Genomic DNA, 25,842 nt, shown 5'->3' on the forward strand with positions numbered 1-25,842 from the left:
TAAGGCTAAACACGCAGGAAATCTGACCCTAAAGAACCGGGTAACGGATAGACGGTTGCACAAGGTTACCCGCAGTGTGATGGCCCGATGAGAGCATCAAGCGTTATATAGGTATACCCAAGCCTCGTAGACTTGTTTATCGGCACTTAACGTCACATCGAGTCGATGACGAAAATATTCGTGGGGCTCCGGATCGTCCTCGCTACACCCCTCATAGCGATCGAGAGCGTCAAATAGCTTGCCGCTGTCGCCTTCGTGAATACGGTATAGCTCACCATCGACGATTTCCTCTGGATTGCCGGAGGGAATCAGCCCTGGGTACTCACCCAAATCGATTTTTATTCCTCTGACCGTAGCATCGCCAACCAGATCGCAAAAGCTGCGAAGATAGTTATGCATTGGGTGCCCTTCGACAGTGCGGAGAGTACCGTAGACAAACAGGTATTCTGGATTCATATTGTGTAATTCTTGAGTACGGTTGTTGTGCGAAAGCTTAATACACGCGGCGAGAAAGCGACACCAACACCCATTATATCAAACCTCAATAAGTAAAAAATTAAGCACAAGTTATTCGCGTAGTTCCGCTTTGTCTTTTACGCGCCCCACGCGGTAGGCTTCGAGTGAACTCGCGACCCAGCAAAGCGCAAAAAAGTATAGCGAGTTATAAAAACTAGCAGGAAGGCTTTGGACTTTATCCCTCAACAATAAGATTACGCCTTCAAATGACATATTGGGATCATCTATCGCAGCTCGTGCAGTCCAAGTCAGTTTAAGTAACTCCCACAGTGGAATAATAAAGCAAATACTTGCAACAATGATGGTGACTAGGCCGAACGTGCGCCGCCCCAGATAAAGGTGCCCTACCCCAGGATAACCAAAAGCAGAAAGTAAAAAGGCTTTAGCAGCATGAGATTTCAAGCAATATCTCCGTTCGATTGTTTGCGGCCTAGCTAAGTAAATAGCGATGAGGAGCAATAGGCAAGAATTGTTCGCTGCTCCACTAGCCCCACCTAAGCGTCATTAAGCAACTTGCGTTGTAAAGTGCGAAGTCTCTCATATTCAGGCCGGATCCAATCATACAGTTCCTGACTTGGCCAATTGTTAACTGAAACATGTTCAGAAAAATCAGAACGTTTCCAGTTTGCAAGCACGGCTTTATATGCCGCTATATGAGCCAGTGCTTCGACAAAACAATCCGGAAAGTGATCACCTTCAAGAAGGTCCATATTTTCAACAATTATTTTTTCGATTTCAGCATTATTAGGCTCAAAAACATGCGTCATCCAATTTCGCCATACCTCTTTTTCCTTTTCGCTTACCGACAGGTCATCACCGAAGTAACTTTCGCCGCCATGTGCTGGTCGATAGTGAAGCCAAAACGCTTCCCATGCAGAGTGACTGGCAAGCAACCTAGCATAGAGAGGTCCATATAACTCTTTTAGCTGCTTGTTCACGCGAGCAAGCTTATTCGCTCTATTGACGAAATACCAGCGATGAAAATAGGTGACTGCCCACCCCATTAGCGCCAAAAGCACTGCCGATAAAATGGGTATGATTTCAATCCATTCGTCCCGCGTTAATTCAAACATCTAAGCGCCTCAACTTAAACTATAGCCATTAACCAAATGAGCAGATTCCCCTAAAATAGGCATGCTCAGTTAGTCTTTATATTTATTCTTTGGATGCAGCTATATGACGTCTTTACTTTATCGCCTCAATTCTTTAACTGCTTCGTCGTTCTGAACTCGCTCTAAGCTACTACTCACCATAGATGATTTAGGGAACCGGAATTCGGCATATCGAAAAAATAAATACTGCCTGCTTCTAACGTTAACACATTGATCTCTGACGGAAAAAAGTTATGAACATAAAGGGAAAGTAATAGTTATTTAATTTAATTTAATTAAAAACAAATCACGCCGACCTTTTTTTGAAATAAAACAATACCCCGACAACCAATAGGTTTGCTAAAAACCAACCAATGAACAATCCGGCAAACTTACTTATCAACTGCAGATCATTTAACATCAATGGCGGCCACCAGCCACATTCCTTATTACCCAAGAAAATCAAATTTAATGGCAAGCCAATGATGAGTGGCAATGGAAACCCAAACCCCGCCCAACCGCTAGCACAACCAGCGAGCCCAGGCACACTACCTACCGAAATAAGCGCCACCTCTAAAAAAGTAATGCCTTTATACTTACCTCGTCGAATCACATAGCGATAAAGGAGGTGTATTATAACCGCGAAAACAAACACTAACATTGCGACAAGAAAGGCGATTATAATCATAGCAATTGGTTGACCTTTTAGAGCGCAACATTTTCAACTATGCCCGCCAGTTCTAAAAAATTGTTACAGTTCGCATGCGCATTGTCATAGGTCAGACCGAAACACCCGGGTATGTAAACAGTATACATGCCAAAGCTCCTCGCGCCATCAATGTCTGCTTTAGGGTTGTCACCAACAAATACTGACTCCTCGGGTGAAACCTCAAGAGACCGACAAGCCAATTCAAAAATAGCACAGTCTGGCTTCCTGCACCCCACAGCATCAGAAACGATTACCGCGTCGAATAAATCACTAACTCCAAGAGCGTCAAAGTTCCTTTCTTGAAAAGGTGATTTACCATTTGAAACCAATCCCAATTTGAGACCTTTTCCGTGCAATGACCTTATTGCTTGGAGGGCATTTGATTTGGGTTTGCAAAAATTTGAAAAACATAACTCATATGTTTTTAGAAGTTCAGAAACGGTCCATTCCGTAATTGAAAACTCATCAACAAGCTTAGAATAAACGCGGTCCTTCCAAACACTCCCATTTGAATCGAGTTCAACAAACCGTTGCCAAAAAAAATCGACATCACCTATCGAATTCTTGAGCATCCCTTCAGCTTGCCAACGAACGAAATCTCGTAAAGATCGAGTTCTATCTAGAATAGTTTCATCGAGGTCAAAGAAGACTGCTTTCATATGGAAGCCATTTAACGCCGAGTCAACGGGCACGCGGCGCGAAGCAGATCGTGTCCCGCGGAGGGCGCGTTTTTTAGCGCCTGAAGCAACTCGGGCGTTTTGTTAGGTGTCAAACCTCTGGCTCCTGATAAAAATAAACGACTTGATTGAGACCAATCAGAGATTTTTCGACTTCAAGGATTATTTCAGATTTCTTTTCTAAAGGATATTCCCCAACTACGACTATACAATCAATTCGCAGTTTTTCCGCCATACCAAGTACTTGTTGGGGAAGCTCTTCTAGATTTACTAATTTTCGATTCGCCCAAACTTCTCCGTTTGTACGTGCCACGATAATAATTTCTGAATATGTGCAGCTTCCACCATCGCCTAAAAGATTGGATGGCAGGTCCTCTAGCGAAAATGCTGAGCTACTAAACACAAAAATTATAAATATAAGAAAATGTTTAGTCGCACATATACCTAACGCCAAGGGTTGCGGCGCGCGCTTTTTTTGCGGCGAAAACCCCGCCTTGTTAACACTATGCATAATATGAAGCCATAAATAGACCATACAGCGCAAACACTGCACCCGCTATATAAACTAGTATTACAGCGTGCCGCTCCTCAAAATTGCTGAGGACCATTTGTCCTACGACGCCAGGGAATGCCATCAGCGCATAACCAATTCCCGGAAATAAAAACGCGAAGCGCTGGGTTCTGTAGAAACAAAAACCGCAGAAAAATGAAGCCCCGAGAGCAACAAGCAAAAGGAAGTGAAACATCATGGAAGCCAAACCAATGGCTTTAAAGGCTCCCCAGCCACTAAATTCTCTAGAGTAAGATAAACCATACTTCTTTAAATGGACTAATCCCAAGCATAGCGTGGGTAAAACCAAACTCAGAAATCCGAACATCATAGTAGTGTTCACAGTTTACTAAAGAACGCGCCTAGATAGAGATACCACCTCCATATCTAGGCAAAACATCCAAATATGGACATCAAGTATCCATATTCAGGTGCTTTTGTCTATATTTGGTCGCGTTCTTTAAATCTGCAGCCAGTATGTACTAACTAATCAATACTGCCGTAAACGCAATACGCGACACAACATGCACTGATTGCGAGATAGGGTTTTATCTACAGGGAGGTCGGATGCTGTGGATGCGCCAGAGAGATTAATGGGTTTGGTACGGTTTTTATTTATTATGTTGTCGCCGAAGAATTTACGTGCCCTGATGCGAGAGCGGTTTACACTGCGTGTATTCCAATGCTTGCCCACCAGGTTAAGAATGCATGGCGTCCGACAAGAACCCCACCAATCCCAATGACGATAATGTGAAAAAACGTTAGTACGCTAAGGATCCCCACAGATCATATTCATCGGCATGCTCAATCAGCACTTCAACAATATCGCCTGGCGCAACAGAAAACTCGTCATTGAGATACACCACGCCGTCAATTTCTGGCGCGTCACCTTGGGTGCGACCAATAGCACCTTCTTCATCAACTTCGTCAATGATTACTGGCAGTGTTTTACCAATTTTTTGCTTTAGTTTTTTAGCCGAGATAGCTTGTTGTTTTTCCATAAATCGCTCCCAACGCTGCTGCTGAACATCCTCGGGAACGTGGTCGGGTAGGTCGTTCGCCGTTGCGCCCTCTACAGGCGAATATTTGAAGCAGCCAACACGATCAAGTTGTGCCTCGTCGAGCCAATCTAATAAAAATTGAAAGTCTTCTTCAGTTTCGCCAGGAAAGCCGACGACAAACGTTGAGCGGATCACTAAATCTGGACAGATTTGCCTCCAAGTTTTAATGCGTTCTAATACCTTTTCTTGGTTACCCGGGCGCTTCATTAATTTTAATATGCGCGGGCTCGCGTGCTGGAATGGGATATCGAGGTAAGGCAGTATTTTACCTTCCGCCATGAGTGATATCACTTTATCAACATGAGGATAAGGATAGACATAATGTAATCGCACCCAAACGCCGAGTTCGCCCAGGGCAACCGCGAGGTCTTGCATGCGTGTTTCAAACGCATTGCCTTCAATAAAATCCAATTTATATTTTACATCGACACCGTATGCGCTCGTATCTTGTGAAATCACTAATAGCTCATTGGTACCGGCGGCAACGAGTTGCTTCGCTTCTTCCACGACGTCTTTGATTGGGCGACTAACCAAGTCGCCGCGCATTGCGGGAATAATGCAAAAGCTACAGCGATGATTACAACCTTCGGAAATTTTTAGATAGCTGTAATGTTGCGGCGTCAGTTTAATGCCAGCACCTTGAACTAAGTCAGGGTAAGGCTTTGTATCTTGCTCGGCCGCTGGCGGTACATATTCGTGTACTGCGCCCATCACTGTTTCATAGTCTGCCGGGCCTGAGACGCTAAGCACATTGGGGTTTGCGGCCTTAATAGCATCAGCATCCGCTCCCTTACCCATACACCCAGTAACAATCACCTTACCGTTTTCACGTATGGCTTCGGAGATAGCATCCATCGACTCTTGTTTTGCGGAATCGATAAACCCGCAGGTGTTAACCACCACGACATCGGCCCCATCGTAATTAGGAGCAATTTCATAACCATCAAGTTTAAGTTTGGTCAGAATGCGCTCGGAATCGACTAGCGCTTTGGGGCAACCCAAACTGACGAAACCCACGGTCGGTTGTTTATCGCTCATAAGAACCCTGTTCTCTACCACCTGAAAAGGTCGACAGTGTAGCGGGACTTGCGGGGTATTTCAGCAGTATTTTTTGAATGAACTCACCGGCTAACACTAACGGTAGGTACGATTTGCCTGGAACGCTTCTGCGATCAATAGTACGAACACAACTAAAAGTAAGTACCACCAAATTCGCTGCGGTTTTTCGATGTCTTGCTTCATCAGCGCACTGCGTACTTCAGCGCTTTGGGTGGGCTTGGTTTCTGGGTTGAGGACGCTGTCGAACAACACCCCCGGGTCCATGGTTTGCAGATCCGACTCATCAATGGGCGCATTCACCGCATAGGCAATATCGTATTCACCATTGGGTGTCGATAGTGTTGCACGATAAATACCACGCTGGTCTAGCACAACATCCTGCAACGGCTGATCGGCATCAACTAGATCTAATGACTTACCATCTGGCGCATTGAGTGATGTTATGCCTGCGGGCAACGAGAGCGTATCGCCAATGCGATAGCTCAATGCTCGTTCGGCCGAATTAGACAGGTGTTTCAGCATTTCATGAATAAAGGGTAAATACATCCCTTGCAGTGGCAAGTTGTTCCACTCTAAGTCCAACGTTGATGCAAACAATAAGGTGCGGCCCTTCCCTATCGTTCGCTCAATCAGTGCTGGGTTACCGTTGTCCAACGACATTAGTACGTCTGCATCGGGGACAGGCTTCATCGCCCAGTGCGCATCAAAACGCGCTTGCCAGTCAATCGACAGCGGCCTAAGAATTGGGTGGCGCATTTCTACATCCGCAATAAGCCAATAGTCATTGCTACTGGCGTATTGCGATTGAATCAAGGTTGCAGGGCTAATCGATGATAACTGACGATTAAACTCGGCGGCTTGTACCCGATCACCCGGTGCAATCAATAAGCTACCCCCTTGTTCAACGAAGCTCGTCAATGCTCGCAGTTGCGCACTTTCAAATTGACCAACGTTTAACAATACAGCAACTTGATGCATAGCTAACTCAGAATCGTTTAGCTGCCGAGGAGATACCATGGTAACCGAGAAAGGTGACTCGCTATCGCCTGCAACCGCCAAACTAAACCAATGTCCCTCATCGTCATACCAATTGCGCGATGCCTCACCATTAATGACGAGAATAGGAATCTTCGGTAACACATCGAAGCTAAAATAAAATTGATCATCCGCTGAAAAGCTTTCATTAGTGAGCGACGAATTCTTAAGGCGCAGCTCAGCTACCTGACTACCTTGTTGCGTCAGCGCTGTGGAAAACTCGACAACTTTTTCAGATTGTTCGATAAAGTCGACATCCTTGCTCTGCTGCAACTCTCCATTCAGATAAAACTCGACGGATTGATTCGATTGCACAACATTGCCGAGATTTCGCAAACGCACATAAAATATTTGCTCAGCAATTTCATCCGATGCAGTGCGCACAGCGCTAGGCGCTTTGACGCCGGTCACGGCGACATTAGTTGTCTTTTCAATGCCGATAGCGATAGGGAAAAAATTGACACCAGGGTCAAGCTTCCACGCCTCATCAAAACCCTGCATTGCCGTCTTTTGAAAATCAGAAACCAGGTAGACTGACTTATCTTCAAAACGGCCACCGCGTAGTAAATCAGACGCGAGGTTAACAGCAGGAAAGAAACGTGTTGCTCGATCACTGGCTGCATCCATTGCCGAAACCGCGGCTCGAATGGTTTCTGCGTCGGTCGTTGGCCCGACAACCCGAAGTACGTCGTCAGCAAATGTAACTAGCGTGATCTCATCTCCTGGTGCCAGGTCAGACAAAATATCGGATATTTCACCGCGCGCCTCGTCTAGATTATTGCCATACGCCATACTCATTGACTGGTCGGCAAGAATAACCACTGAGCGGGGTGCCAAATCAACAAAGCCGGAAAATGTTTGACTCAAAAACGGCCGCGCAAAGGCGAACATCAACAAGGCAATAGCGAGTGCACGCATTGCAAGTAACAACCACTGCTGGATTTGCTGAATCAAAAAATGTTTTTTATGCGCAGTTTGGAAAAAGCGTAAACTACTGAACGGCACCTCTTGGGGTTTATCGTGGCGAATAAAGTGGATAGCCACCGGAATAATGATAGCCAATAAACCTGCGAGAAATATCGGCGCCAAAAAAGACATTAGAAGCCTCCCGCTCGTGCTTTAAGATAAGCGGAAAGCGCTTTATCAAGCGGCTCTTGCGTGTTGAGCAAACAATAATCTACACCATGTGTTTGACATTGTTTTTTGCAGTAACCGATAAATTCATTCACCGCATCGAGATAACCGTCACGAATTGCACCAGGCGTCGCCTTGATTCGCTGCGACGTTTCCATGTCGACAAACTCTGCAGCGTTATCAAAGGTAAAATTCAGCTCTGCGTTATCCATTACGTGAAATAAAATCACTTCATGCCCCATCGCCCTCAATTGCTGCAGAAGTTTGATACTTTCAACCTCCCCTTCGAGCATGTCGCTAATCAATACCACAAAGCTTCGGCTGCGCAGGCTAGTCGCGATGGTTTGCAATGGTTTCACAACATTGGTTGTTTGGGCGGGCTGCGTGTGAACCAACGTTCTTAGAATATGTAACAAATGGGTTTTTCGGTAATAGGCAGGAATTAGCTCTTTAACGTCGTCGGAAAAGGTTACCAAACCAACGGCATCACGTTGTCGCATAACAAAATAAGCGATGGCCGCCGCCAAGGTGCGTGCATACTCTAATTTTGACATGCCGTCCGATCCGAATCCCATTGATGCACTGGTGTCCAGTAATATCATGCAACGCGAGTTGGTCTCGTCCTCGAACTGTTTGATATACAGCTTATTGGATCGGCCATATAGCTTCCAATCGATGTGGCGAGTGTCGTCTCCTTGGTTATAGTGGCGATAATCCGTGAATTCAACACTAAATCCCCGCTGAGGACTACGGTGCAGCCCATTAAGAAAACCTTCAACAGTCACTCTTGCGCGCAACTCAAGATTGTCGACGCTGGCGAGCAGCTTAGGATCAATAAAATTCGTTGTATCCGTCATGATGGATAGACTGTTGCCCTTGGGTTATTCGTTGGGTACTGGCAGTGTTTCGATAAGCTGGTTGATGACGTCTTCTACCGTCACGCGCTCAGCCTCGGCATGAAAATTCAGTAATACACGATGACGCAGCACAGGCACGGCAAGCGCTTTTATATCCTCATAAGACACATTGTAACGGCCGCGTAATAATGCGCGCACCTTGCCTGCCAGGATTAAGTTTTGAGAGGCCCGCAAACCTGCTCCCCAGCTTACCCATTCATTCACAAAATCAGGTGCACGCTCGGTATTTGGGCGTGTAGCGCCTACCAGTTGAACAGCGTAACGCACAACCGATTCGGCAGCGGGTACTTGCCGCGCGATTCGCTGAAAATCTAAAATATCTTCACCGCTAAGAGGGTGAATAAAGTTGACCTCTCGCTGCTGCGTGGTACTGGTGACCACGGCCATTTCATCTTCTTCAGGCAGATAATCAATCATTAACTTAAACATGAACCGATCGAGCTGCGCTTCCGGCAGCGGGTAGGTGCCTTCTAGCTCGATGGGGTTTTGGGTTGCCAAAACAAAAAAGGGCTTTGTCATGGGATGGGTGATACCCGCCGCGGTCACTTGACGCTCTTCCATTGCCTCCAGCAGTGCGGATTGTGTTTTTGGTGGCGTCCTGTTGATTTCGTCAGCGAGCAAAATATTGGTAAATATAGGGCCTTTGATAAACGTCATGTTCCGGCTGCCACCATCGTCTTGGACGATTTCGGTTCCCACCACATCAGCAGGCATAAGGTCGGGCGTAAACTGAATACGTTTAAAATCTAACTGCAAAATATCGGCAACGGTTTTAATTAACAGCGTTTTGGCTAGCCCCGGCACCCCGGAAATCAAACAGTGGCCCCCACCAAACAAAGCAATCAATAGCTCTTCGACAATATCATGCTGACCGATAATAACTTTTTTAAGCTCGGTAATCAGTTGCTCTCGCCCTTCTTTCATGCGACTGACTAGCTGTAGATGATCATCACTGACGTCACCGTTGGCGTCGTTACCAAAACCTGGTTTATCAAAGTCCGACATGGGGCTTCTCCATTTTGTCGTGAATTATGCAACTCGTTTGACTAATAGTATTAGTGGCTAAGCGCATAGATTATGTAGTTGATGCCAATCTTATAGGCCTCGTTGCAATATTTGGTGGGATAAGGTTCGTAAAAGGTGTGTTCCCAGCCATCACCTAAATCGGTATTGTGATTTGCCACCATCATTACTCGCCCGTCGTCATCGAGAATGGCATGCACTGTGGGCGGAAAATCCGGATCATCTAAATAAAATGGTCCACCGTAGTTCCAGGTAACTGATCGCCCCGGCACCTGATGGACTTGGTCGATGTCAAAAAAACTATGAAAGATTGGGTGGGTGTTATCAAGCTCGACAAGTTCTTTGTCCGGAAATATTTTGACTAACTCGACGAGAAAATCCTGCCAGTGTTGCGGCCCCCAAAAATCATCCAACATGACAAAGCCGCCACGCAGCATAAATTCGCGCATCGCAGCCGCTTCTTCTGTTGAAAAATTGGGCCCTGTGCCTGGCGCACCAATGGGAATACGCTTCATATTGATATAGAGAAACGTGTGTTCAAATAATTTAGGATCGGTCAACTCTAAAGCCTTGTACCCATAACTATTGGCATCGAGGCGGGTATAGCGGTTAACTCCGCGCAGAAAATTTCGATCCGAGTCTTCGAAGTCAGTTTCCCACCAGCCTCGTCCGGGCCCGTTGTAACTTCCCCCAAAAGAGGTGTAGTTGGTATAAATACCGCGGACAAACATAAATTCCGGCTCACCTAAATTGCCGTCTTCTAGATCAGCGTCCGAGTCACGAAGAAATCTGTCGCTAGAAAATTGTCCATAGACTGATGTGCTCATGGCCATGATCACTGCGAAGTTAAACCACAACATCACCATCAGCTTGAAATACTTAGCCACCCTCATTCAATAGCCTCCAATAGAATACGCTGAGCCGGGGCAAACGTGGGAGCCACTTCCAGCGCTCTTAAACTACTGTGCTTCGCTTTGTCACGCAGCCCACCTTTCATATAGGCATCCGCCAGTTTTGTATAAGCGCTAGCCGGGTCAGAGGCGTCGAGTTTAGTAATAATTTCATATTCGCGGATGCTCGCTTTGTGTTGCTGATTTTTGTCGGCCAAGCGTGCGTAGCGTTGATGAACATCTATACGGTATGGATCAACAGCCAGGATACGATTGAGATAATACTCAGCTTTCTCGTAGTCACCGATGTTTTCTGCGTGCTCAGCTAAAACCATAGGCGCCTTGACATCATGCTGGTGATATTTCGCCACGTAAGCGAGTTCAGCCAGGTGTTTTTCCGAATCGCCCATGGCTTCGTAGAGCTGCGCCAATACCACCGGTGGGCTAGGGTAACCTGTGTAGTACGGTAAGATTTCTTTGGCTTTGAGTAAGTGTTTTTTCGCCTCGACATAATTGTCTTCTTTAAATAGCACAATCCCTAATTGAAGGTGCGCTTGAAAATCTCGCGGTTGATTTTCAATCCGCTCCAACATATATCGCTTTAAAGAATCAGCACTGTATTGCTCTGCAAGAAGTGCCGATGAGTTACTGCGTACGCCATGACCATGACCTGCGCCGTTATCAGCCATATCGTCTTCATCAACGTACACATCTACCTTTGCCATCCGTTGCGCCAACCAACTGTTAAACTCGTTATCAAAAGACTTGGGCTTTTTATTTAACGCAGTGCTTAGTACCCCCTGTACCGTATGCTCATCACGATAAGCGTTTAACATATCCAACAATTTCTCAAATCCGTACGTTTGAACGATAAACTCAACGACTAAATAGGACTGCAGGTAAGCGAGGTTCAAATCATCATCGGATCGTGCCAGTAGAAACGCATCGTCAATACGCTCGATGGGGAAAAAGTGCTCGGTTTGCATTGCGCGGGCCACATCAAGATTCTGACGACGCCCCCATTCATCTCTGCCTTGAAATTCTTCATAGACGGAAACACCTTCAGACAACCAACGAGGGATTCGATTGTTAGTCATCTGTAATGTGATGATATGGACAAATTCATGCCATACGATTTCTTGCCAGTTAGCCGTTAGGGTATCAGGAGAAATAAGGGTAATGACTTTGCCAAAACAAATACCCACCAACGGCCCAATATCGGGCAATCCAACAGAGCGCACAGCAAAGTCTTCACGCTGATCAAATACTTCTATGAGAACAGGGCCTTCCGGTGTGAATTGATATTTTTTGGTAAGCTTTTCCCAGGCTTCAACTAAAAGTGGTTCCATGTAGGGCCAAAGTACCGTGGCATCGTGCTCGCTCATTTTTACCTGAAAGGTGTCATTTTCCAAGGTGACGAAAGTATCCATGCTGTCTAATACTTTAAGCATGTTCGACGCCCACAGATTGTAGGGATCTTTTTCATAAGCCAGCTCTAGCACCTTACGACCTTCAGCTTCATTACCGAGACGAATCAAATTCATACCGAGTAATGTATGCGCGGGCCAGTATGTCGGCTGCTGCGCAATGGCTTTTCTCGCATGCGAAACCGCCTCTTCAAACAAGTAGTCATTTGCCATCACATCGGCGATTGTCGAATGAAAAAAACCGCCACCGGGTTGAATCTGTTGAGCCCGCTTTAGCATCAGCTCATATTCATCATGATTACTTTCGATCAACGCTATAGCCGCCAGCAAACTAACCGCCATCAACGATTCAGGGTTGTTAGGTAACGCTGCATTAAGAAAGCTTTTGGCTTCGCCGTATTTATGTTGTTTAACCGCCAGGTCCGCATGGGCAACAAAGACTTCCGCCGCACGCGGGTTGGCATAGAGCGCCTTTTCTAACGGCTTCGTTTCCCGGGTGACTTTTGCCAGCCCCACTAGCGCCATTGGGTGATTGGGATTATAGGAAAGCACTTCTTGGTAAGATTGCATGGCTTCCGCGCGATTGTATTTTTCTGAAAACAAGTCACCCCAGGCGATATGCGCCTCGCTATTAAATCGATCGAGGCGAATCGCTTCTCGGTAAAATCGATTGGCTTCTTGGAAGTTTTCTAACAACCAATAAGCGCGCGCGATCATAGCTGCGTCTACAGAACTAAAGTTGATGCTATTGGCCGCATTTAGTGTCGCCAATTGCAGGTAGGCCTTAGCATCATCAAAGCGCCCTCTGGCATAAAGAATATCCCCCAAGGTAACAATAGCTTCAAGCCTTGTGTTTGAGCCAACTGTATCCGAAGCACTAGATATCGACGCGCTCTTTTCCACTAATGGGGTGAGCAGATCAATTGCTTGATTAGAACGACCTGTTTCGACATACACTTTAGCCATTAATACAGAGAGAGAGCGATTATCACTATGGCCCTTGAGCGCATCACGGACTATCTCTTCCGCTTTTTCGTACTCTCCCTTGAAGCGATAAGCTTGCCCCAATACAAGAGCAACTTGAGGGTCTTTTCTGTCGTCCGACGATAAAAGCGATTCAATTTTGTGGTATTCCCCGGTGCGTAATGCTTGAGCTGCTTCCATCACATCGCTTTGAGCAAAAGGCGCAGACAAAGCACACCACAACAATCCGCTTTTGAGGACTGACGCCATATGTGTGCTCAAATTAATTTTCGTTGACCAATGCATTGTAATCGCGTGTTACCTTCGCCAGTTGAATTAATAAGGGTTCTAACTGCTGCCAATAGTCGGACTCGCTTAAGTTTGGTTTGGCCGCACGAAGCGAGAAAACATCACGTTCAATCCGTTTCATTTGTTCACGCAGCTCGCCGGCCTGCGGCGATAATTCTGCGAGGCTGAACTGAATTTGATCCAAATATGCAAGCTCGGCAAGGCGTCCATCGCCCTGGCGAGACAAATCCATGCTGAACACGCCATCACCATTATCTTCTAACGTCGCATGTTCGCTCGGCAGAATATCGCGCTCTCGATAGTGCTCGTTTACACGGTTAGTGCTATAGGTGAATAGCTCCAAATATGACACACGACCGTTTTTATCGCGGTCTGCCGCAAGCCCGGTGACACCTTCAATAAAATAATATGGGAAGACCGTATCGTATTTTTCCGCACCGGATCGCGTTGCTGAAATTAAAATTCTACCTGGTTTGGCTAACGGACGGGTGAAGTCGTGGCTTGAAGATGTAGTGTTAATCACAACCACATCATTGTTCGGTAAAACGCTAAACAACTCTGCAAATTCGTCAACTGTTAAGTCTGGCCCAACGACATTAAATTTCGCTGATTCCCGTCGACCCGTACCGTGACCAATCAAAACCACGGTAAGCTGATCAGCAGCCGTTAAATTTTTTTGATAACGGCTAAAAAGTTGCCTAATATTCGATGCGTTACATACTCCGTCACTACCTATTTGTGTTTTTTTATCATTACCAAGTAACACAGTAATACGCTTTGCATCGTAACCATAATCATTTAGCAGGCTTTGTCTTAGATTGGTTGCTAACTCGCGCTTGGCATTTGCGGACTCTTTATCGGCGCTCGCGCCCACTAAGATAGCGACATACTTTTTTGCCTCTGGGCTGTCACTGTAGGGTTGCAGTTCAGCGTAGGAAGAAACGCTTATCAGCCACAGGAAGACTAAATGTAGTGATGCACTTTTCAGCCACTTCATTAGCTCAGCCCCTTGAAGCGTCTCACGCCCCATTCGGCACTCAGCGAAAAGAGCAAAATTGCTAGCACCAGAGGTTGATCCCAGAGCGACTGCACTTTCTCTTGCGAATGGATATTAGGACTGTAAGTAATATCGTTAACTAAACTATCCGCTTGTGATGACTCGTATACCTTGCCATTACCGTTGTTCGCCAAGCGTTTTAGTAACCCCGCGTCTTTGCTGGCTTGAACAAACTCTTTGCGGGATGGAGTCACCAGCAGTGGCGCTTTGACTTCTAGATTTTCATCGAGGGCGCTCGGGACACGTACGGTGATATCGTGAACGCCTTCTTCCGCGACGAAAAACTCAGCTTGATACTCACCGTCACCTTCTAGCCGCCAGGCCATAGCCTGCTCATTGTCTTTGCCTGTCGGATCAATATGCTCCAACCATAGCAGTGCATCGTTGACTGGCTCAAAATTTTCATCAACCAGCTTAGCTGTCACCACCACTGGGTCACCAACAGCATAATTCTCTTTATCTAGCTGCACTTCGATCCGCGGCTTACTGTCCTCGGCTAACCAACGAACAAGCTGACGCCAAATACGCTCATGGGATTGATCGTCATGGGGCATCATCATTTGCCAGCGCCAAGAACTCGCCGTCGACATCACCGCGCTGCGACCGCGCCCGTAATTCTGCGTAGACAAAATAGGCACCGGTTGATTTTGAAATTGCAGCAACGAATGTTCAAGCAATACAGTCGCACCGGGTTTTGCCCGCCCCGTAACATAGACGCCTTCTAAATCAGGCATCGCTCGCCAAAGGTCACGATTTTTTTTGTCATCGGTATCGAGCCGTAAAATAGGCGAATACTCCCCGGCTTTTGTCATACGTGGTCTGTAGGCCGTACCCGTCGGATGATCACCCCGGCGCGTACCACCGCTCAGAGACGCGGGAAGCTGGCTCTCTCGAACCAATTCAATCGGTAAAATATCGGCCAAATCGGAATCAACGAGTGCTTCTTGAACACCACCAAGTACCATAAAGCCGCCGCCACGTTTGGCGACGAACTCTTTAATCATGGCGAGCTGCTGGTCATTAACAAAGCTGCGCTCTATGTTGCCAAAGATAATTGCTTCGTAATTAAAAAGCTCTTCAACAGTACGAGGAAACCCACCTTCAAGTTCGCTAGGTGATTTAATACCTTGCCGTAAAAACTTTCGTGGCCCTGTTTGTAGATAGGTCGCTAAACGTAAGGAAGGATCACCCTGCAGCGCGCGCTGGACAAATTTGTATTCGTTTCGCGGCTGGCCCTCAACATAAAGAATATCCAGAGCGGGCTTGCTACGGTTGTCGATATACACTTGACTATGATTATTTTGAGTAATGGTTTCGCCTTGCAACTCTTCAATAATCACGTCATAGACAATAATTTCTTCACGGTCTGGAACAATATCAAAATTGAGCTTTTTGGTGGCGTGGTTCTGCGACAACACAAGATTACGACTTGCCACAATGCGATCGCCATCCTTCACTAACAGCCGTGTACTTTGATTGGCGAAACCCGTTTGGCTGTAGCCGACACTTAAATTGAATACGGAACCCTCTAGCAATGTTTTATTAGCATCTACCGTCAGTATGGCTAAATCTTCGTTGATATTGTCTTGCCCAACGCCGACCACATAGAGGGGGACTTGTTGTTGTCGCATGACTGGTATAATTTTTTCCGGATCGTTCGCCGTATTGTGAGCACCATCCGTAACCACAACGACGCCAGCCAGGGGCACTGCCGACAACTCTGTCATGACTCGCTCAATACCTGAAGCGATATTTGATGCACCTCCCATGGCATTGAACTCTTCCGCATTGGATACACGCTCGGCCAATTCAGAAAAACGATAGCTTCTTACCTGAAATTTTTCTTGTAACTGCGGTATAACCCCACCGTCTCCATATAGCATCGAAATAGCTTGCTGCTGGCGACTTTGCTCGCTTTCGGTATCGCGAATGGACATACTTTGCGAGTCATCGACAACGACAGCCACATAGGTTTCTTGAGGTTTCACTTCATTGATTAAAACGCCAGGATCCAGTAAACAAATAGCTAAAATAACAAGCGTTAGAGAACGCAACGCCACAAGTGTCATTCGCCAAGGTGTTGAGAGAGGGCGTGTAGTTTTCCAATAGCTAACCGCAGCTAGCGTGATCACCAACAGCACTGCAATGACGATACCAAGCATCCCCACGCCAAAACCTAGCGTTAGATTGCCATCGAGTAATGCTTGGAGGTAATGCGACTCTATCAAACTATCCTCATTTTATTTCTGGCGTAGCGCTGGGGCGCTCTTCTGACAACCCGCGGTAGTAATTCTCGACAAATGTCTTATATTTTTCTGGGATACTCTCCATTTGTGGAGAAAATAACGCATTCCCACCTGCATCAAATTCGCTTGCCAACCTTAATTGGTTTTCTAACTCAATGACCGGGTTCAAGAGACTGCGCAATAGAGCAGGCCGATTTAAGAAATCAGCCAAGCCTTGTTCCGTCAATTGTGATTCGATAGACCTAGCATTCCCCGACCAAATTTGACCACCGGATGCTCTACCCGCCTGCGCTATGTCCCGCGCCAATTGCTGTGTTTGCTCAAAGGTTTGCTGCATTTCTCTTTGCGATACTCGCTGCTGTGTAAGACTTTGCTGCTCAGATAGAGCGCCACTGCGCTCACCTTGCCGCACACCAGATGTTGCCGGAGCGGTGCCTGCTTGTTGGCTCGCGCTTGCCTCCGGAGACTGTTGTTGTATCTGCTGTTGTTCTATCTGTTGTTGCAGCGTTTCTATCGAGCGGCGTAATGCGCTCACCTGTGCAGCCGCATCTCCGGATACATCGTTGTTTGCATATGACTGACCACGCCCGAGTTGCTGCACACTGGTTTGTAATTTTTCCAGCGCGTCTTCTACTTCAGACTCTAAGCGAAGACTCAAATTGACCATGCCACGCTTGAGTATCATCTTGCTGGTTTCTTTTTTCTCCTGAATAGGCCTTACACTACGGACTAATTCATGCGCCTGCTCGAGCGCTCGTGCGTCTTGTTCGGTATTGCGCCGTGAAATGTCCCGCAAGCCTTTCATTAAATCATCAAGCTGCTGATCGACCGATGCTTGCTGATCTCGTACCTGTTGCGCACCTTCTGCGCGTGCTGACTCAGAGCGAGTATTGCCCATGCTCTGTTCCCGACTCAGCGCTTCAAGTGCTTGCCGTAACGCTTGTTGGTCTTCGACCAAACGCTCTACCTGTTGTTTGGCCAAGTCTTGCATTTCTTCTATCGATTTTTCTTGCAGACCGCTTAGTGCATCGGCCTGTTTTCGCAAACCATCTAACGCTTTTTGGCTTTTCGCCGCAGCTTGTCCTAAGGATTGTGACTGTGCTGCTTCTTCCATTTGTTTCGCCGCATCTGTCAACGCTTGTTGAATAGCCTGCTGCTGTGACTGAGCTGAGTTGTTTGCTTGTGACGCTTGTTGTGAGCTAGGGCGCTGAGCACTTTGTTGCTGATTTTGCGACGATTGCTGACTAGATGACTGCTGTGATTGTTGCTGACGCTGCATTTGTTGTGCAAGCTGTTGTAGCTCACGGCGCAATTGTTCTTGTTGACGTTGTAGCGTTTGCAACTGTTGCCGCTTTTGCTCCTCTGTCATTTGATTTTCTCGACGCGCCAACTCACGCTGCGATCGAGTCAAGCGCTCTTGACGCTTTGCCAGTTCCGCTAATTTATCAACAGTTTCATTCTGTTGTGCCGCACCACTTTGTTGCGCTTGTTGCTGGGGTAATTCGTATCGATTTTCAAGCTCACCCAATTCCATTTCGAACAACTCACGCACATCTGCATCATCTCGTTGTTGCCCGCCGCCTCCACCGCCTGACTGGTTTCTGTTCATGGCTACTTGGGTGCGGTTTATTTGCGCTTCAGCTCTCAGCACATGTTGTAATGCTTTTTGTTCATTTTGTAGCGCGTCTGAAAGAGACAGTTCATCAAGTTTTTCTAGCGCAACCTGCATTTCGCCAATCGCCTGCTGCAGGGCTTCAACCGCTCGTTGATAGCTGTCATTTTGATAATTACCGCGCTCAGTCAATCGACTAATCGACATTTGTGCTCGATCAGCAACTTCAGCTTGGGAGGAACGAATAATTTGTGTATCGGCAGCAAACTCTTGTAAGTCAGCGCTATCTTGCCGATTCTTCAGTTTCCAGGTCGCTGCAATAATGTCTTTTTGCGTTTTAACCAACGCCGAACTGTTGCCACCCCCGCCAGCACCTCCACCACCACCGCCCATACCTGAGCTGGCTTTACTGAATTGATGATCAGTTGAGGTCACTTCCAAAAAATAAATATCAGATACAACGGTTTTCGGGCCTGTCAAACCATTATTGTCAGTTGCCGTGACGGAATAGCTAATCACATCCCCAGGCTGCGCATTCAAGTCTTCGAGATAAATTAATTCTTCACCTGTGAGCGCCAATACCGGTGCCGCTTTTTTATCGAGAAACTGAACAACCTTGTCGTCACTCCCCACCACACTGTACGTCAAATAAAAATCAGTCAAACCGTAGTCATCTTTCGCTTCAATTTCTAAGGAAACTTCTTCTAGCGGCATGACTTCTTGATCTTTGCCTGGCTTTTTCAATACCACGCTTGGCTCTTCATCGGGTATTGCACGAATATAGTATTCGAGGGGATTTTTATTTTGATAACCGAGGGCGTCGACCACCTCAATGGCGTATTCGAGGTTTTCTTTTACCTCAATGGACAGCGATGAATCAGTCACGCTGTTTTCACCGGATGTACTCAAAGGAATGCTTTCGCCATTCGATAACACTACCCGGCCAGAAACGATGGGTTTGTTAAAGGTCATATCTAACTGCACCTTAGTACCCATTGGCGCGAGGATATCTCCACCAGGATCATCAGATTTGTTTTCAAGTCTTGTATATTCAGGGTATTGATAGCGCACAGTCAGATTGGTCACGCGAGGTAGATCAAACAATTCAACTTGATATTGTTTTGATTTTACCAGTAGGTTGTCAGCGTCCACACTTTCCGACAGTGCAACGTAGTATTTAACATCTTGCGTTAACTGATTTAGCTGAATTGAAAAATGCGATTCATCGCGACTAACGTCGGAGTACATGGGGTAGCGACGCCAATTTAGCTGATCATCTTGAACAAATAAGATCAGTTGTTGGGCAGTAGAATTCTGTAACTGGGCGCTTATTGTTAGATCGTCGCCGCGCTGCAAGGTGACATCACCTGGATTCACTTGGATGCCAATTGGCAATGCAACTTCCGCTACCGGAGTGGCGGGCGTGCGCATGAGGTCAGTCAAACCGATTAACATCGTTTGTACTGGATTAAGCAGAACAATAATGCCTAGTAATCCGACCACCCCCAGTGCATACCATTTTTTCCAATTGTGGAAATCAACGCTAAACGCTCGGCCAGTTTGTTCCGGGTTGGCGTGGCGCTCTGCATCCAGCCACAGCTGCGCCAGCAATTGTGGGGAAACACCCGGCGCAGTTTTTTCTTGGAACTCTAACGATGTAATTAGACGCTGCTGAAGATCCGGAAGGTGCTCTTCAATTTTATAGGCAAAGTGCTGTTTACTTGCATAGGCTTTAAGAAAACACCACGCGCACCAGAAAGTAAGCAAGAATACGAGTAAAACCCACACACCTAATGTAACGAGCTGCGCGGCACTTTGAGCCTCGAACCAATCATTGACAGGCAACCAAACAACAAATAGCACGGCGATACCAAACAACCAGCGCGACGCTTGGGCAAAAAACAATAAGCGGTTGTGTTTTTTGCGCGTCAACTCGAGTTGCTGACGAATGGATGTCACTGCAACATTGTTCGACATATACGTTTACCACCCGCCAGAATCAATCACGGATCAACGGACTAATGAAATTGCGCCCTATAAAGCATCGGCGCTATTTGCCTTGGAACTTGTTGGCTTTGTTACTGATATAGTTGTTACTGATATAGATTGTCGCTTGTATTTCAGGGTGCCGCGTGTAGTTCAGTAAGCAATAGAGACCTTTAAAAGATCTGCATAGAGTGTGCCACTCAGCTTCTTCTACAGTGGATTCTTATAATTGAGTATAGACGGCGAGAAGCTAGTTTGGTTCTTTCGATTATAATCAGGAAGACTAAAAGGCGGGGGCTTAAGTACACGTTTTACACATATTTACATCGTGCAGGACAATGACGCTAGAAACATGTGTTGAGGAAATAGAAAAAGTAGATAAAACCGACATTGAGAAAAAATAGATTGTTGTGGTGACTAGCGTGACCAGACTGTATACGCTCTATCGCGCAGCCAATCCTGTTTAGAGTGAAAAGCTAGAGCTGCTCTTAACTCGGATAATGTAAAGCAACTCGTGATGTGGAAAAGTGAGCGCTAATCGGCAATCACCTCGTGCACCTCAAGCGTGCTGTCGGGCAGCACTTCAGACAACCAGGCAATCGCTAATAGTTTGTCTTTGAACACTCTCGTTTCGCAAAACTCAGAATCCATATAGACGCGGTACATGTGCCCAACCGCACTGACAACTTCGTGATGAGAAACCAGTGCGACGCGATATCCCCCAGCCTCTTCTGCAGCGCGCAACCCCAGCTCGGCAATTTCTCGCAACTGCTCTGGCGTGACACCAATGCTGTCGACTTGAGTTAAATCGCCCAAAAAACACTTTAGTTGAGGCTGGGCAATCCCTTGATTCCATAAACCCCGAGTCATCCGAACCAATTCGGTACCGTCAAAGTGTCCAACAATTTTGTAACTCAGCAGCGCCCCGCCATGTTTGAATTGACCTTCTATACCCACATCTTGCCTACCACTTAGTTCAGACCGGGTGAGACTACCAAGCTGCAAGAAATTGTCGCTAACATTAACTACCAAAGGTTCATAGAGTCGATAAAGTGAACCAGTTCACATTTCCTCACGTCGATCTATGTCTTTAAGCACCCCAGGGTCATCCACGGACACATATTCACAGGCTTCGGGATGCTGCTTTAAAAGCTTGCGGCCGCCTTTGTCACCCTCCAACTCGCCAAGAAGGCTCAACCAGTGACGACCAAAAATCACCGGGTGCCCCCAGTTCGTTTCATCCTCTACATCACCGAAGCAAGGAATCCGCAAGCGCGCTGGGTCGACGTTGTGGGTCAATTGACGGAGCGTTTTTGCTTCAATATAGGGCATATCCGCTAGCATGATCATGACACCATCTAACGTGTCGTCTTTTAGCCGACCCGATGTGTCTAGAAGACGATACCCATCTACTAAGCTAGCCCCCATTCCTTCCGCTGCATGTTCCGCGACACAACAGGTGACCGCAGGGTGATCTACCCAGAGTCCGAGCAGGTGGTGGAGATGATCGTCCGGTCGGACCACAACAATGATCTCTCGGCAGTGATCGATTATCGAATCAAGCGTGGCGCAGAGTAATGTTCGACCATCCTCAAACTGCGCGTAGCGCTTATCGCTACCGAACCGCCGACTAAGCCCTGCGGCCAACACAAGTGCAATAACTTCTGACATCCATATTCCCTGAATAAGCGCTAAACGTGTTGATTCAAAACGTCAAAGCGTGGTGCGCGCCCGCACTTGAGTGAGCTCGGCCAAAATAGCGATAGCGATTTCGGCTGGAGTTTTACTGCCAATTGCCAACCCTATCGGCGCGTGTAATTTTTCCAATTGTTGCGCCTCAATACCGAGGCTAAGCAATCGCTCCCGTCTTTTTGACGATGTGCGCTGTGATCCCATTGCGCCGATATAAAAAGCCTGAGTATTAAATGACTCTAGCAGCCCCATATCGTCGATGCGTGGGTCGTGAGTTAATGCCAAAATCGCCGAACGCGTATCATTCGCATGTTCGAGTAGTGCATCGTCAGGCATCGCTCGCAACAGCGTTACATGATCAACGTTCCACTGTGCAATAAGCTCAGGGCGAGGATCACACACTGTCACACGATAATCCATTTGCAAAGCAAACTTAGCCAACGCTCGTGTCACTTCACTCACGCCGATTAAAAAGAGGTGGAATTGTGGGCCATAAATTTGATGTAAATGTGACGGCGAGTGACTTTTTAATTGCAAATCAAAACGCAGACCGTGTTTACCGGGTTGGAGGCGTTGCACACCACTGTCAAAATCAACTTCTCGTGTAATGCACACGCGATTTTCCAACGCCTGGCGCATTTCGTCTAACCAGGCTTGCTCTTTTACCGGTTCAATCAAAACACCCAGCGTGCCACCACAAGGCAATTTGAGGCGTTCAGCCTCTTCTGGATCGGCACCATACAGAATATATTGCGCATGCGTCTTGGCAATTCGGCCGGCGGCTACTTTTTGCAGCAAATCTTCCTCGATACAACCACCTGAAAGTGAACCACATTGCTCACCTCGGCTGTTGCACGCCATCAGCGAACCCACTTCACGTGGTGCAGAACCCCATGTGGAAGATACGGTACAAAGCCAGGCATCATCACCGCGTTTCAACCACTCGATCAGTGTACTAAATACATCTAAATCCAAACTGTACATATTGGCGTTTTACTTACATTTTATTCTGTAGAATTTTATAAAAAGGGCCATCTAGGATATTTTTAGTTGCAATGGCAACTCACGTTGGCGCCTTCCGCTAGCGGCAAACAAGGCATTGGCTAACGCTGGCGCAACTGGCGGTAACCCAATTTCCCCCACGCCCGTTGGATGTTCGTCGCTAGGCACGATAACCACTTCAATTGGCGCTGATTCGCGCATACGCAATACCGATAAATCATGAAAATTACTTTGCACGACACGCCCTTCCGCAATCTCAACACCGGGTTTTAATGCACCACTCAATCCATAATTGACCGCACTTTCAATTTGCTCGACAACACCGTCTGGATTGATAACTCGCCCGCAATCGACCGCACATAGAATACGTTCGATCTGGTAACTGTTATCCACTTGCCGGACTTCAACAACTTCAGCAACGAATGAACTAAAGGACTCATGGACTGCTAGCCCCTGACTTACCCCTTCTGGCGCATTTCCCCAGTTGGACGCTTTTAACACGGCCTCCAAAACCCCTAGGTGGCGCGGGTGATTTTGTAAATAAGCTCGACGAATATCGGCAGGATCTCGGCTCGCCGCATGTGCCACTTCATCCATGAAACTTTCGACAGCGAATGCCGTGTGGGAGTGCCCCACGGACCGCCAAAACCCTAACGGGATACCTGGGTCTTGGAGGCTAATATCGACTTTACGATTGCCGATACTGTATGGAATCGCGGCACCCTCGGCGATAGTTTTATCGGCCCCGGCCATCACATTGCTTGCAAAGCGTCCCAAACCATCAGCCATTTTTTCTGGCAGCCAGCTGGGCATGTAGCTGTCCATAATCGCCGAAGCGAAGCCTTTAATAATGCTGGCAGAACTGACACGGTGTTGCCAAGAAGTCACTTCGCTACTGCTTGCAATGGTTGCACTCAGCTTGTGCAAACTGGAAGGGCGATAAAAATCATGCTGCATATCATCTTCGCGTGACCATTGCAGTTTAATCGGCGTACCAGGCATCGCTTGAGCTATGACGGCGGCTTCCGCCGCGTAATCCGTCATTGCGCGACGACCAAAGCCACCGCCTAAAAATGTTGTATTGACGGTAATGTCTTTCTTCTCCATTCCCGTAAATTGCGCGATGAGCGACTGCGCTAAATCGGGTGCCTGGTTAGGTGTCCACACTTCGCAGCGACCGTCTTTAACCAATGCCACACACACTTGCGGCTCCATAGTGCTATGGTGCTGATACGGTACTCCATAAACTGCACTTACTTGCTTATCACCGCTAACTGCGCTGACGTCACCTTCATCAACCACGTCGATTAGCTTTTCCGGTTCAGCGATCGCTTTCTCTTGTGCTGCGCGGATACTGGCGGAACTCACATTGACCAACGGGCCTTTATCCCATTCAACGTTAATCGCTTTAGTCGCTTGCAGGGCCTGCCAGTAGCCATCGGCGACGACAGCAACACCATTGTAGATGGAGAAAATTTTCGCCACGCCAGGCAGCGTTTCGGCTTGACTGGCATCGACACTTTTCACGCTACCACCAAAGTGCGGGCAACGAATTACCATCGCGACCTTCATCCCATCCATTTGCATATCACCCGCAAAAGGTAAGCTGCCATCGAGCTTACCCGCAGTGTTAAAGCGAGAAAGAGACTGGCCAATCCAGCGATAACTTTTTGGATCGGGTAATTTGGCTGGAGGGATTTCCGATCCGCTATCAAGCAATGCTTGCGCGGTAGAGGCAAATTTTTCGTAAGGCGCTTTGCGATTGGAGGCGGTATCGACAACTTGGCCTGATTGCGTCTCTAAGCGATCAACCGCAACACCCCATTCGGCCGCTGCCGCGTGGAGCAATAATTGCCGTGCCTTAGCCCCTGCCTCAAGCAAGGGTCTATATGCGGTAGTGACACTGGTGCTCCCGCCCGTAACCTGCATACCGAGGGCTGCATTGGCGTAGGCCGGGTGCACACCCGCCATTTCAATGTCAATCTCGGCAGGCGGATAATCTAAACCTTCGGAGATGATTGTAGTGAGGCTGGTATAGACACCCTGCCCCATTTCAGCCTTATCCATTTGAAAAATGACGCGGCCTTCAGGAGTTATTTGCAGCCACGCATTGGGTTGAAAGCTGCCCGCAACTTGGTGCGGCAGCGGCTTGTCGCCGCCACGCAAGCTAATTCCCAATACCAAACCTGCGCCAACGACACCGGTACCTACCAACAATTTGCGTCGAGTGAATTTCATTATTCTGACACCTCCTGCTGAGCAACGCCGGATACTTTGTCTTCTGCCCCTGGAACCCAGGTATTGACTGCGCCTGCTGCAGCATGAATCGCTTTGCGGATTCGGCCATAGGTGCCGCAACGACAAATATTCCCTGACATCGCGCGGTCGATATCCTCGTCAGTCGGGTTAGGGGTTGTTTCTAGCAATGCCGCCGCCGACATAATTTGTCCTGATTGACAGAAACCACATTGCGGAACATCGTTATCGAACCAAGCTTGCTGAACAGGATGATTTCCACCTAAACCTTCGATGGTGGTTACCGATTTACCCTCGACTGAGGACACACGCATGCGACAGGTCCTCAATGCACGGCCACCCACGTGCATGGTGCATGCACCACACAACCCTCGACCGCAACCAAACTTGGAACCGGTTAGCCCCAGGGTTTCGCGGACCACCCACAGTAACGGTGTCGTTGGGTCGATATCTTCTGGGAGGGAAACAGGCTCGCCATTTAAGGTGAATTGAATCATGTCAGTACCTTGTCATCAGACAAATGAGAGAAAGTAAGATACCGGTGGATTTTACGCCCGTGCCGACAGCACCTCCAGTAAAGGAGTGAAAACTCTTTGGTCGCAACAACATCCCGGAAATTAGCCAGGCGCC

21 protein-coding genes are annotated in these 25,842 nt (G+C 47.4%); all 21 read right to left on the minus strand.

What is annotated here, in order from left to right; all coding sequences use genetic code 11:
• Positions 1-96 precede the first annotated feature (96 nt).
• On the minus strand, positions 97-456 hold the full coding sequence (locus ACZ5NB_RS15565; protein ID WP_460233175.1) for a gamma-glutamylcyclotransferase family protein: 360 nt from the start codon (positions 454-456) through the stop codon (positions 97-99).
• Between the two features lie 111 nt (positions 457-567).
• Positions 568-918 (minus strand): hypothetical protein, encoded by a 351-nt coding sequence (locus ACZ5NB_RS15570; RefSeq protein ID WP_460233176.1) that lies wholly within the window; start codon positions 916-918, stop codon positions 568-570.
• 92 nt (positions 919-1,010) lie between these two features.
• Positions 1,011-1,589: a hypothetical protein gene (locus ACZ5NB_RS15575; RefSeq protein ID WP_460233177.1), complete on the minus strand. Its 579-nt coding sequence runs from the start codon at positions 1,587-1,589 to the stop codon at positions 1,011-1,013.
• A 325-nt stretch (positions 1,590-1,914) separates the two neighbouring features.
• On the minus strand, positions 1,915-2,295 hold the full coding sequence (locus tag ACZ5NB_RS15580) for a hypothetical protein (RefSeq protein ID WP_460233178.1): 381 nt from the start codon (positions 2,293-2,295) through the stop codon (positions 1,915-1,917).
• 17 nt (positions 2,296-2,312) lie between these two features.
• The gene (locus ACZ5NB_RS15585; protein WP_460233179.1) at positions 2,313-2,975 is read right to left on the minus strand and encodes an HAD family hydrolase; all 663 of its coding nucleotides are present in this window, start codon (positions 2,973-2,975) and stop codon (positions 2,313-2,315) included.
• Between the two features lie 109 nt (positions 2,976-3,084).
• Complete coding sequence (locus ACZ5NB_RS15590) at positions 3,085-3,504, minus strand: hypothetical protein (protein WP_460233180.1); 420 nt, start codon at positions 3,502-3,504, stop codon at positions 3,085-3,087.
• Positions 3,497-3,874 (minus strand): hypothetical protein, encoded by a 378-nt coding sequence (locus ACZ5NB_RS15595; RefSeq protein ID WP_460233181.1) that lies wholly within the window; start codon positions 3,872-3,874, stop codon positions 3,497-3,499. The genes ACZ5NB_RS15590 and ACZ5NB_RS15595 overlap by 8 nt, the downstream gene beginning before the upstream one ends.
• Positions 3,875-4,304: 430 nt before the next feature.
• The gene (gene rimO, locus ACZ5NB_RS15600; RefSeq protein ID WP_460233182.1) at positions 4,305-5,642 is read right to left on the minus strand and encodes a 30S ribosomal protein S12 methylthiotransferase RimO; all 1,338 of its coding nucleotides are present in this window, start codon (positions 5,640-5,642) and stop codon (positions 4,305-4,307) included.
• Between the two features lie 96 nt (positions 5,643-5,738).
• Entirely contained in the window at positions 5,739-7,796 is a 2,058-nt protein-coding gene (locus ACZ5NB_RS15605) for a BatA domain-containing protein (protein WP_460233183.1), read from the minus strand.
• Positions 7,796-8,689 (minus strand): DUF58 domain-containing protein, encoded by an 894-nt coding sequence (locus ACZ5NB_RS15610; RefSeq protein WP_460233184.1) that lies wholly within the window; start codon positions 8,687-8,689, stop codon positions 7,796-7,798. Before ACZ5NB_RS15610 ends, ACZ5NB_RS15605 begins: the two co-directional genes overlap by 1 nt.
• 24 nt (positions 8,690-8,713) lie before the next feature.
• On the minus strand, positions 8,714-9,754 hold the full coding sequence (locus ACZ5NB_RS15615) for an AAA family ATPase (protein WP_460233185.1): 1,041 nt from the start codon (positions 9,752-9,754) through the stop codon (positions 8,714-8,716).
• A 50-nt stretch (positions 9,755-9,804) separates the two neighbouring features.
• On the minus strand, positions 9,805-10,665 hold the full coding sequence (locus ACZ5NB_RS15620; RefSeq protein ID WP_460233186.1) for a DUF4159 domain-containing protein: 861 nt from the start codon (positions 10,663-10,665) through the stop codon (positions 9,805-9,807).
• Positions 10,662-13,322: a tetratricopeptide repeat protein gene (locus tag ACZ5NB_RS15625; RefSeq protein WP_464107573.1), complete on the minus strand. Its 2,661-nt coding sequence runs from the start codon at positions 13,320-13,322 to the stop codon at positions 10,662-10,664. Before ACZ5NB_RS15625 ends, ACZ5NB_RS15620 begins: the two co-directional genes overlap by 4 nt.
• Before the next feature lie 13 nt (positions 13,323-13,335).
• On the minus strand, positions 13,336-14,358 hold the full coding sequence (locus tag ACZ5NB_RS15630; protein WP_460233188.1) for a hypothetical protein: 1,023 nt from the start codon (positions 14,356-14,358) through the stop codon (positions 13,336-13,338).
• Entirely contained in the window at positions 14,358-16,646 is a 2,289-nt protein-coding gene (locus ACZ5NB_RS15635) for a VWA domain-containing protein (RefSeq protein ID WP_460233189.1), read from the minus strand. Before ACZ5NB_RS15635 ends, ACZ5NB_RS15630 begins: the two co-directional genes overlap by 1 nt.
• A gap of 7 nt (positions 16,647-16,653) precedes the next feature.
• A complete protein-coding gene (locus ACZ5NB_RS15640) occupies positions 16,654-20,253 on the minus strand; it encodes a DUF4175 family protein (protein WP_460233190.1) in 3,600 nt (1,199 codons plus the stop codon).
• A gap of 543 nt (positions 20,254-20,796) precedes the next feature.
• Positions 20,797-21,267 (minus strand): hypothetical protein, encoded by a 471-nt coding sequence (locus tag ACZ5NB_RS15645; RefSeq protein WP_460233191.1) that lies wholly within the window; start codon positions 21,265-21,267, stop codon positions 20,797-20,799.
• A gap of 57 nt (positions 21,268-21,324) precedes the next feature.
• On the minus strand, positions 21,325-21,933 hold the full coding sequence (locus ACZ5NB_RS15650; protein WP_460233193.1) for a nucleotidyltransferase family protein: 609 nt from the start codon (positions 21,931-21,933) through the stop codon (positions 21,325-21,327).
• A 42-nt stretch (positions 21,934-21,975) separates the two neighbouring features.
• Positions 21,976-22,938 (minus strand): XdhC family protein, encoded by a 963-nt coding sequence (locus ACZ5NB_RS15655; RefSeq protein WP_460233194.1) that lies wholly within the window; start codon positions 22,936-22,938, stop codon positions 21,976-21,978.
• 51 nt (positions 22,939-22,989) lie between these two features.
• Positions 22,990-25,194 carry a xanthine dehydrogenase family protein molybdopterin-binding subunit gene (locus ACZ5NB_RS15660; protein WP_460233195.1) on the minus strand — a complete coding sequence of 735 codons (2,205 nt, stop codon included), beginning with the start codon at positions 25,192-25,194 and terminating at the stop codon, positions 22,990-22,992.
• A complete protein-coding gene (locus ACZ5NB_RS15665) occupies positions 25,194-25,709 on the minus strand; it encodes a (2Fe-2S)-binding protein (RefSeq protein ID WP_460233196.1) in 516 nt (171 codons plus the stop codon). Before ACZ5NB_RS15665 ends, ACZ5NB_RS15660 begins: the two co-directional genes overlap by 1 nt.
• Positions 25,710-25,842: the final 133 nt, after the last annotated feature.

Source organism: Aurantivibrio plasticivorans (assembly GCF_055392955.1).